Origin of the sequence: Sphingomonas sp., from assembly GCF_023266535.1 — a bacterium.
Classification (GTDB): Bacteria; Pseudomonadota; Alphaproteobacteria; order Sphingomonadales; family Sphingomonadaceae; genus Sphingomicrobium.
This window is the reverse complement of record NZ_JAHFPY010000091.1, coordinates 1-9,731: the sequence shown is the minus strand read 5'-3', so window position 1 is coordinate 9,731 and position 9,731 is coordinate 1. Positions and strand designations below refer to the sequence as shown.

Here is a 9,731-nt window from a genome sequence, read left to right as displayed (position 1 = left end):
AGCGACGCGGCGTCAATGGCGCCGGAGGGCGTGTTCCTGAAAGCCAGCACCCATCCGCGCGCCTATGGCAATGTCGCGCGGCTGCTCGGCAAATATGTGCGCGACGAAAAACGCCTGTCGCTGGCGGAGGCGGTGCGGCGATTGTCGGCTTTGCCGGCGGAGAACCTCAAACTCACGAATCGTGGCCGGCTCAAGCCCGGATATTTCGCCGATATCGCGATCTTTGATCCCACCAAGATTTCTGATAAAGCAACATTTGCCAAGCCGCAACAATATGCCATCGGCATGCGCCACGTGCTGGTCAACGGCGTTCCCGTGCTCCGCGACGGCGAACATACCGGCGCGACGCCGGGACGGTTCGTGAAGGGGCCGGGTACGGGGAAGTGTCACTAAATCAAGGCGAATTTCGCGATCGGCTCATAGTGCGGGCCGTCGTGGCCGAGGTGGCTTTCGTAGAGGATGAATTCGCCGACCGGTTCGGGCTCGGCCGCGAGGGCGGCGTGGGCCTCCAGCCAGCCGGCCGGGTCGGCGCCCGACTTGCGGCGGCGGGCAAGGGTGATGTGGGGCAGGAAGGCGCGCCGCTCCGGCTCCATCCCGACGCTGGTCAGGGCCCGGTCGACCTTCTTGTGCAGCGCCGCGAGCGGATCGCGCGGAATGGCGCGGGCGAACAGCACGCCTTGGCGGCCCTGGTCGAAGAAGCCGACGCCGTGGAGGCCCAGCTCGACCTTGGTGGCGCTGATCGTGCCCAGCGCGGACGCGATATCCTCGGCCATCGGCCGCTCGACCTCGCCGATAAAGCGCAAGGTGACATGGAGCTGGGCGTCGTCCTGCCACGCCCATCCCGGCGGGCCGCCGGCCATCGCCGCCAGGCAGCGGCGGCGGTTCTCGAGCGGTGGCCGAAGCGCGACGAACAGGCGATGCATGATTTGCCCTATATCGTCATTGCGACCCCGGATTAAATCCGGGGGAAGCAATCCAGGCTGGATTGCCGCGTCGCCGCTACGCAGCTCCTTGCAATGACGCTTGTCGTGTTTTGCTTGAACAGGACGCGAACAACCACGATATTGCGGCCATTAGGGGATGTGTCGTTGAGGCCCCCCAGAAGAGGAGAGAGAATGCAGAACCAGTTCGACCCGCGCACGACGACAGGCGGCTATGATCCGCGTGTGTCGGTCGGCGTCCCCAGCGCCGCGCGCGATGCGGGCCTGCGGTCCTACATGCTCAAGGTCTATAATTATATGGCGTCGGGGGTGCTGCTCACCGGCATTGTCGCCCTGCTGTTCGCCAACAGCGGCATGGCTGCCCAGGTGTTCCAGGGTGGCGGGCTTCTGCCGTGGGTGATCATCCTTTCGCCACTCGCCATCGTCATCGCGATGAGCTTTGGCCAGCAGCGGATGCAGACCTCTACCTTGCAGATTTTGTTCTGGTCGTTCGCAACGCTGATGGGCCTCAGCATGTCGACCATCTTCCTGCTCTATACCGGCACGTCGATCGCCCAGACCTTCTTTGCGGTCTCGGCGGCCTTCCTCGGGCTCAGCCTTTACGGCTATACAACCAAAAAGGATCTGTCGGGCTGGGGAACGTTCCTCATAATGGGCGTATTTGGCCTGCTGGCTGCAATGTTCCTGAACGCTCTCATCTTCAAGTCAGGTACAATGGCCATGGCGATCAGTGCGATCGGCGTGCTGCTGTTCGCGGGCCTCACGGCCTATGACACGCAGAAGATCAAGTCGATGTACGCCTATGTCGCGGGCACCGACATGTTGGGCAAGACCGCGATCATGGGGGCGCTGAACCTCTATCTCGACTTCATCAACATGTTCCAGTTCCTGCTGAGCTTCATGGGTGACAGGCGATAGTAGCCGCCAGCCCATGAAGCTTCATGGGCGACCGCCGCTAAGGATCAGGCAAAGCAATTGAGAAGGGCTTGGTGGAGCGATCCGCCGGGCCCTTTTTTTAGCCCAGATATTTGTGGAAGAAGCGGATGGTGCGCCTCCAGGCGAGATCGGCTGCGGCCTTGTTGTAGCGCTCCGCCGACGTGTCGTTGTTGAAGGCGTGGTTGGCGCCGTCATAGACCTGGAAAATGACCTTCTTGTTCGCTTCGCGGAGTGCAGTGACGAACGGGAACAGGGACTGCGCGACGCGATCGTCGAGCCCGGCATGGTGCAGCAACAGAGGCGCCTCGACTCTGACGGCTTCGGGCGGGTTGGGTGCCGGGCCGTAATAGGAAACGCCGGCATCGAGCTTGCTGCCGGCCGCAACCGCCACCCGGTCGACAAAGGCGCCGCCCCAGCAGAAGCCGACGATGCCCCATCTGCCGTTGGCGCGCGGCAAATGGGCCTGCTCTATGCCGGTCGTGATCGCCGCCGCGACTGCCGCACCCAGGTCGACCTTGCCGATCATCTCGCGGGCCTGGTCCTCATTTGCCGGCGTGCCGCCCTGCGAAGTCAGCAAGTCGGGTGCGACGGCGATGAAACCTTCCAGCGCGATCCGCCGCGCGACATCCTCGATATGGGGGTTGAGCCCGCGATTTTCGTGGATGACCATCACGACGGGCGCCTTGCGGGGCCCTTTCCTGATTGCGACATAACCGTTGAGGCCGGCCTTCCCGAGAGAGCCGGTGCGGGTGAACAGCCTGCTGTCGTCGGGCGGCACAATTGTAGCGGCAGCGGGGGAAGCAGCGATCGCGGCGATCAGGCTGGTCGCGGCCGCGGCGCTGCCGGCAATCAGGGTCATGCGAGCGAAGAAGTCACGCCGGTCCATGCCTTCATGAGTGAAGCGGTCGTAAAGCTCGATCGCCTGCTGAAGCCGGTCCCCGTCCATCGCCGTCCTCCCTATTATCCCGCGGCCTGCATCTCCGCGATCAGCTGGGTGTCCTCGGTCTTGCCCCGCTTGTAGGCCTCACGCCCGGCCAGCCGCTCGCCGTAGGCGACGAAGGGATCGAGCTTGGGCAAGGTTCCGAACTGGGTGCCCCACATCACCGCGCTGCCGACATAGACGTCCGCGGCAGTGAAGCGCGAGCCGCAGACATAGTCGCGGCCGGCAAGGTGGCTGGCGAGGGTGTTCACCGCCAGGTCGTAATTGCCGTAGCCGAACATCCGGCTGCGCTCGGCGGTTGGTTCGAAACCCGCCGCCTTGTTGGTCACCGCTTGCTCCAGCGGTCCGGCGGCGAAGAACAGCCAGCGATAATAGTCGGCCTTTTCGTCCTCGCGAGGGGCCAGCCCGGCTTCGGGGAAGATGTCGGCGAGATAGGCGCAGATGGCGGCGCATTCGGTGACCACCCGGCCGTTGTGGCTGATCGCCGGCACCTTCATCATCGGGTTGATGGCGCGATACTCGTCGCCCTTCATGGTCGAGGCATAATCGAGAATCTCGGTGTCGTAGGGAGCCCCGACCTCCTCCAGCATCCAGCGGACGATCTGCCCGCGGCTCATCGGGTTATGGTAGAAAATGATGTCGGTCATGTGGGATCTCCCTTCCGACTCAGCACCTAGCACAGCAAGAACATAAAGAGAACAAACTCTCCTCCCCTGCATTTGCAGGGGGGGTGGCAGGCCTCAGGCCTGACGGAGGGGCCCCTCCACAACCTTGCAGGTGGTCCCCCTCCCCTGCAAAGGCAGGGGAGGATAATCATCCTCGCTCGCCGGAGGCAGCCGGTTGAGGGGCTTCCTGCCGCTGAGCAGCCGATGCATCGCGGGCAGCGCGGAATTCGCTATCCTCGCTCCAGTTGGGCCACTCGCGCGAATTGGCCAGCCGCCAGCCAACCGCGTGGAGCAGCTCGGCATCGTTGACCATGCCGCTGAAGTCCCAGTCGGGCAACCATTCGTCGTCGGGCTGGTGGTAGCGCTTGGCGGTATAGTCGGCCGAAATCGCTTCGCCGCGCGCGGTGCCCCCGTTGACCAGGTCGAGGCCCGATTTGAACGAGATGGCGGGAACGCCGACCTTGGCCATCGGGAAATGGTCGGAACGATAGAAGCCGCCGCTTTCCGGATGCGGATCGGGCGTGAAGGTGCGGCCCATCTTGCCGCCTTCCTGGATAAGGTCGTCGAGCAGGCCGAGCTTGGCGGTGCCCGAAATGGAGAAGTCGCGCGCCGGGCCGAACACGCCCATGGAATCGGTGTTGAGCACGCCGACCGTCTTGCCGAGCGGGTAGAGGGGGTTCGCGGCATAATAGGTCGAGCCAAGCAGGCCCTTTTCCTCCGCCGTCACTGCCAGGAACACGATCGAGCGCTCCGGCCGCGGCCCGGCGGCGAAGCTGCGCGCCTGCTCGAGGATGTGCGACAGGCCGGTGCCGTTATCGATCGCGCCGTTATAGATGCGGTCGCCGTTGGCGTCGGGCTGGCCGATGCCAAGGTGATCCCAATGGGCGGTGTAAAGCACCGTTTCGTCGGGGTGCTTGCTGCCCGGCAGCAGCGCGACGACATTCTTGGAGACGATGGTCTCGGCCTTGGCGTCGATGTTGGCGTTGAGCGATGCCTTGAGGTCGACTGGCACGAAATCCTTGCGCCGCGCGGCGGCGCGCAGCTGGTCGAAATCGAGGCCGGCGTTGGCGAACAGCTTTACCGCGACGTCGCGCTGGATCCAGCTTTCGAAGCCGGTGTGATCGGCGGCCGGATTCTGGCGGACAATGTCGAACATGGTGTTGGTGTTCGAATTCTTGACCGTCGCCCAACCGTAGCTGGCGGGCAGCGCCTCGTGGACGATCATCACGCCGGCGGCACCGCGCCGGGCGGCTTCCTCATATTTATAGGTCCAGCGGCCGTAATAGGTCATAGCCTTGCCGCCGAAATTGCCTTCACCGCCTTCGAAGTCGGGATCGTTGACGAGCAGGACGAGGATCTTGCCGCGGACGTCCTGGCCCTTGAAATCGTCCCAGCCGCGTTCGGGCGCCGAGACGCCGTAACCGACGAACAGCAGCGGGGCATTATTAATCGAGAATTTCTGCTGGCCATTGGTCGGGGCACGGACCGCGATCTCTTCGCCCTGACGCAGCGTCAGGGGCTGGCCACCACTGGTGACGGCGACGACCGGCGTGGTGACATGATCGGATTTGAGCAACGGCACGTCCTGGGTCCAGATGCGTTTGCCATTGACGACCTGACCGCCCGGCTGGAGGCCCGCGGCTTTGAATCCGTTTATCAGATAGTCGACCGTCCTGGTTTCGGCCGGGGTGGCGACACCGCGGCCTTCGAATGCGTCGGAACCGAGCGTCTTGTCGTCGGCCGACATGCGGGCCCCGCTGAAGGTGAAGGGGGCAGCGGTTGCGGTACCGGCCAGCAGCAGCGCGGCAAGGGACAGGGGGGCGAGCGTGAAGCGCAAGGGGGCAAACTCCGTCAGGGATGTGAAGCGGCGAATGTTTGGAACCGCCTTCCGTTCCCGTCAAGGAAGCTGCTAAGGAGTTCGACAAACGGCCAATACCGGCAACAGTCGGCTGTACCGCGTGACCTGTCCCCCTTTGATGGAGAGGCACCCATGGCGAAGATTCTCTGCGTCCTCTACGACGACCCGATCGACGGTATGCCGCTGCGCTATGCGCGGGATGATATTCCCAAGCTTCGCGAATATCCGGACGGGACGCCGCTGCCGACGCCGAAAGCGATCGATTTCACGCCCGGCCAGCTGCTGGGTTGCGTCTCGGGCGCGCTCGGGCTGCGCGACTATCTCGAAGACAATGGCCACACCTTCATCGTCACGTCCGACAAGGACGGTCCGGATAGCGTGTTCGAGCGGGAACTGGTCGATGCCGACGTGGTCATCTCGCAGCCCTTCTGGCCGGCCTATCTGACCGCCGAGCGCATCGCCAAGGCGAAGAATCTGAAGCTGGCGCTGACCGCCGGCATCGGCTCCGACCATGTCGACCTGCAAGCGGCGATCGACCGCGGCATCACCGTTGCCGAAGTCACCTACTGCAACTCGATCAGCGTCGCCGAGCATGTGGTGATGATGATCCTCAGCCTGGTGCGCAATTACCTGCCGTCACATGACTGGGCGCGGAACGGCGGATGGAACATCGCCGATTGCGTCGAGCGCTCTTACGATGTGGAAGGCATGCACGTTGGCACGGTCGCGGCTGGGCGGATCGGCCACGCCGTGCTCCGCCGCCTCAAGCCGTTCGACATGCATCTCCATTATTTCGACCGGCACCGGCTGCCGGACCAGGATGAGCTGGACCTGGGAGTCACATGGCACGACAGCGTGGTCGAGATGATCAGCGTCTGTGACGTCGTCACGATCAATTGCCCGCTGCATCCAGAGACTGACAATTTGTTCGATGCCGCGATGATCGCGAAGATGAAGCGCGGCGCCTATCTGGTGAACACGGCGCGGGGGAAAATCGTCAATCGCGAGGCCGTTGCCGCGGCGCTCGCCAGCGGCCACCTGGCCGGTTATGCCGGCGACGTCTGGTTCCCGCAGCCGGCGCCGCGCGATCATCCCTGGCGCACCATGCCGCATGAAGGGATGACGCCGCATATTTCGGGCTCGAGCCTGTCAGCCCAGGCGCGCTACGCCGCCGGGACGCGCGAGATCCTCGAATGCTTCTTCGAAGGCCGCCCGATCCGCGACGAGTATCTGATAGTCCAGGGTGGGGCGCTCGCCGGTACGGGAGCGCACAGCTATAGCGAAGGCGACGCCACCAAGGGCTCGGAGGAAGCGGAAAAATTTAAGCCGAAGCTCGAGATTCCGGCGCAATGATGGAGGACCCGCTCGGGGGCGCTGGAAGAAGAAAAATGACCGGAGTGGGCATCCCTAACGGAATTTAAAGCAAAATCGGGCAATCCCCACGTCCAAGGAGGATTTGTGGGGAACTTCCGGCGACTGCTCAGGAGCGGCAACAATTCTGCGGAGGCTGAATCGCGCCCGCAGGAATCGCGCGCCGACAAGCTGCTCGAAGAGTTTGAAAGCAGCGGAAAAGGGTGGTTTTGGGAGACCACTCGCGACGGCGTCTTGTCTTACATCAGCGACAGCGTTGCGGGGACACTGGGGCGTGAGCCCGCCGACCTCCTCGACCGCCCCTTTACCGACCTCACGACCACCGACACCGAGGATGGCGCCGCGGCATCCGAGCGGACCCTCGGCTTCTATCTATCCTCGCACGTCGCCTTCCAGGACCTGATCGTCCGCGCCAAGACCAAGAACGAGACCTGGTGGTCGATCACGGGCCGGCCGGTACACAACGATCTCGGCCACTTTTTCGGCTTCCGCGGCTTCGCGTCTGACCTGACCAGGATGCGGCAGTCTGAAGTCGAGCTCGACCGCCTGGCGCGCCAGGATGCGCTCACCGGCCTTGCCAACCGGCAAGCGTTGCGCCGCGCGCTCGACGACGCGCTGGTCGGCGCGGTTCGCCGGAAGCATCGCTGTTCGGTTTTCCTGCTCGATCTCGACCGCTTCAAAGCGGTCAATGATACGCTCGGTCACCCGGCGGGCGATACGTTGCTGCGGCTGGTGGCCCTGAGGCTGACGGACGAGGTCGGCGACAAGGGGCAGGTCGGTCGCCTTGGCGGCGACGAATTCCAGGTCGTGATGCCCAGCCTTTCATCCCAGGCCGAATTGTCTGAGCTGGCGCAGGGCATCATCGACAGCGTGTCGCGGCCCTACACAATCAATGGCACCGCAGTGTCGATCGGCACGTCGATCGGAATCGTCACGTCGGATTATGACGACCGCACCTCGGATGATCTGATCCGCGACGCCGACCTTGCACTTTACGCGGCCAAGGCCGCCGGTAAGGGGTGTTTCCGGTTCTTCGCGCTGGATATGCACGAGGCCGCGCGCCAGCGGCAGCTGATGGAATCGGATCTTCGAGTCGCGCTCGAAAAGGGCGAACTGTGGCTGGCCTACCAGCCCTGCGTCGACGCATCGAGCGAAGAGGTCACCGGCTTCGAGGCGCTGATTCGCTGGAGTCACCCCGAGCGCGGGTTGGTCAGTCCGGTGGACTTCATCCCGCTGGCCGAGGAAATCGGCCTGATCAACGAGATCGGCGAATGGGTGCTGCGGACCGCCTGCGCAGAGGCCGTAAACTGGCCGAAGCACATCACGGTGGCAGTCAATCTGTCGCCGATCCAGTTCAAGTCGCACGCCCTGCCGACGATCGTTCGGATGGTGCTCAACGATACGCAGCTGGACGCCCGACAGCTCGAGCTCGAGATTACCGAGGGCGTGTTCCTCAATAATGACGATCACGTCCATGAAATGATTGACGGCCTCAAGGCGATTGGCGTGAAGCTCGCGCTCGACGATTTCGGAACCGGCTATTCAAGCCTCAGCTATTTGCAGCGGGTGCCGTTCGACAAGATCAAGATCGACCGGTCGTTCGTCAGCGGCGCGTCTGACCCGACGAGCCGTAATGCCGCGCTCATCAGGGCGATGGTCGGGCTTGCCTCCGACCTCAAGATGCAGACCACTGCGGAAGGCGTCGAAACCCACGAAGAACTGGCGCTGATCCGCAGCCTCGGCTGCTCGCTGGTCCAGGGCTATTTGTTCGGCAAGCCGACGCCACCTGAGGAAGCCCGAGAGCTCGCCGCGAAAGGTACTGCGGCGCTGCCGGCCCAATTGCCGCCGCGCGAACCGCGCATCCGGATCATCCGGGCCGCGCTGTTGCATTACGAGGGCCAGGTGTTGGGCGCGCGCCTCAGGAATATCTCGAGCGGCGGCGCGCTGGTCGAATGCCGCGAGGAAATGCCGGTCGGCAAGATGGTCCAGCTGGACATTGGCGTCGGCAGCCTGCTCGAGGCCAAAGTGAGATGGATCAAGGGCACGCAGTTCGGCTGCCAGTTCCAGGAAAAGTTCAATCTCAAGCTGCTGCAACAGCCGCCCAAGGCGTCGCCTGCCGCATCGACGGGAATGACGCCGAACTATCTCGCGTCCGGAGACACGGGGAAATAGGAAAAGGGGCCGGAGGCTTCCTCCCGGCCCCTTGCTCTTCTGACTATTCCGCCGCTGGAGCCTCGCCGCCGGCCTTCTTCCTGGCCGGCTTCTTAGCTGCCTTGGGCGGCACTGGGGGCTTGCCCTTGGGCGGCTTGGGCGGGGCCGGAATCATCTCGAACGACGGTGCGCCATCCTTGATGCGCACCTTAACCTCGCCGCCATCGACCAGCTTGCCGAACAACAGTTCCTCGGCCAGCGGCTGCTTGATTTTCTCCTGCACCAGCCGCTGCATCGGCCGCGCGCCATAGAGCTTGTCGTAGCCGCGGGTGGTGAGCCACGCCCGCGCCTCGTCGTCCAGTTCGATGTGGACGTTGCGGTCGGCCAGCTGCAGCTCCAGCTGGAGGATGAACTTGTCGACCACGCGGGCGACCACCGCCGGCGGCAGGTAGGCGAACGGCACCACCGCATCCAGCCGGTTGCGGAACTCAGGCGTGAACATCTTCTTGACTGCATCCTCCTGCGCATCCTCGCGGGTCATCGCGCCGAAGCCGATGCTCTCGCGGGCCATGTCGGCGGCGCCGGCATTCGTGGTCATGATCAGGATGGTGTTGCGGAAATCGACTGTCTTGCCGTGATGGTCGGTCAGCTTGCCATGATCCATGACGCTAAGCAGGATGTTGAACAGGTCGGGGTGGGCCTTCTCGATTTCGTCGAGCAGCAAGACCGAATGGGGATGCTGGTCGACGGCGTCGGTCAGCAAGCCGCCCTGGTCGTAGCCGACATAGCCCGGCGGCGCGCCGATCAGCCGGCTGACCGAGTGGCGCTCCATATATTCGGACATGTCGAATCGCTGCAGCGGAATGCCC

General features: G+C 63.8%; 9 protein-coding genes. 4 read left to right on the top strand and 5 right to left on the bottom strand.

Annotated elements, in window-relative coordinates; all coding sequences use genetic code 11:
* A partial coding sequence (locus tag Q0C64_RS12255) for an amidohydrolase family protein (protein WP_294124123.1) occupies positions 1 to 393 on the top strand: 393 nt, incomplete at its 5' end.
* On the opposite strand, the gene thpR is transcribed toward Q0C64_RS12255, so the two are convergent.
* A complete protein-coding gene (thpR, locus tag Q0C64_RS12250; RefSeq protein WP_294124122.1) occupies positions 390 to 923 on the bottom strand; it encodes an RNA 2',3'-cyclic phosphodiesterase in 534 nt (177 codons plus the stop codon). The genes Q0C64_RS12255 and thpR overlap by 4 nt on opposite strands.
* Before the next feature lie 192 nt (positions 924 to 1,115).
* Between thpR and Q0C64_RS12245 the strand changes: the two genes are divergently transcribed.
* Positions 1,116 to 1,859, top strand: coding sequence for a Bax inhibitor-1/YccA family protein (locus tag Q0C64_RS12245; RefSeq protein WP_294124121.1), 744 nt, complete (start codon positions 1,116 to 1,118; stop codon positions 1,857 to 1,859).
* 97 nt (positions 1,860 to 1,956) lie between these two features.
* On the opposite strand, the gene Q0C64_RS12240 is transcribed toward Q0C64_RS12245, so the two are convergent.
* The 3 genes from Q0C64_RS12240 to Q0C64_RS12230 form a co-directional block, all read right to left on the bottom strand.
* Positions 1,957 to 2,823, bottom strand: coding sequence for a dienelactone hydrolase family protein (locus Q0C64_RS12240; protein ID WP_294124120.1), 867 nt, complete (start codon positions 2,821 to 2,823; stop codon positions 1,957 to 1,959).
* A 14-nt stretch (positions 2,824 to 2,837) separates the two neighbouring features.
* Positions 2,838 to 3,464: a glutathione S-transferase family protein gene (locus tag Q0C64_RS12235; RefSeq protein WP_294124119.1), complete on the bottom strand. Its 627-nt coding sequence runs from the start codon at positions 3,462 to 3,464 to the stop codon at positions 2,838 to 2,840.
* Between the two features lie 166 nt (positions 3,465 to 3,630).
* Positions 3,631 to 5,319 carry a M28 family metallopeptidase gene (locus Q0C64_RS12230; protein WP_294124118.1) on the bottom strand — a complete coding sequence of 563 codons (1,689 nt, stop codon included), beginning with the start codon at positions 5,317 to 5,319 and terminating at the stop codon, positions 3,631 to 3,633.
* 153 nt (positions 5,320 to 5,472) lie between these two features.
* On the opposite strand from Q0C64_RS12230, the gene Q0C64_RS12225 reads away from it, so the two are divergent.
* Together Q0C64_RS12225 and Q0C64_RS12220 are read left to right on the top strand one after the other, a co-directional pair.
* A complete protein-coding gene (locus Q0C64_RS12225; RefSeq protein ID WP_294124117.1) occupies positions 5,473 to 6,693 on the top strand; it encodes an NAD-dependent formate dehydrogenase in 1,221 nt (406 codons plus the stop codon).
* Positions 6,694 to 6,798: 105 nt separating this feature from the next.
* The gene (locus tag Q0C64_RS12220; RefSeq protein ID WP_294124116.1) at positions 6,799 to 8,883 is read left to right on the top strand and encodes an EAL domain-containing protein; all 2,085 of its coding nucleotides are present in this window, start codon (positions 6,799 to 6,801) and stop codon (positions 8,881 to 8,883) included.
* 43 nt (positions 8,884 to 8,926) lie between these two features.
* On the opposite strand, the gene Q0C64_RS12215 is transcribed toward Q0C64_RS12220, so the two are convergent.
* Positions 8,927 to 9,731, bottom strand: an 805-nt coding sequence (locus Q0C64_RS12215; RefSeq protein ID WP_294124115.1) for an AAA family ATPase, incomplete at its 5' end; no start/stop codon positions are given.

Bases quoted from the DNA above. Each gene is read 5' to 3' on its own strand.
- thpR (WP_294124122.1), bottom strand. From the start codon at position 923: ATGCATCGCCTGTTCGTCGCGCTTCGGCCACCGCTCGAGAACCGCCGC.
- Q0C64_RS12245 (WP_294124121.1), top strand. From the start codon at position 1,116: ATGCAGAACCAGTTCGACCCGCGCACGACGACAGGCGGCTATGATCCG.
- Q0C64_RS12240 (WP_294124120.1), bottom strand. From the start codon at position 2,823: ATGGACGGGGACCGGCTTCAGCAGGCGATCGAGCTTTACGACCGCTTC.
- Q0C64_RS12235 (WP_294124119.1), bottom strand. From the start codon at position 3,464: ATGACCGACATCATTTTCTACCATAACCCGATGAGCCGCGGGCAGATC.
- Q0C64_RS12225 (WP_294124117.1), top strand. From the start codon at position 5,473: ATGGCGAAGATTCTCTGCGTCCTCTACGACGACCCGATCGACGGTATG.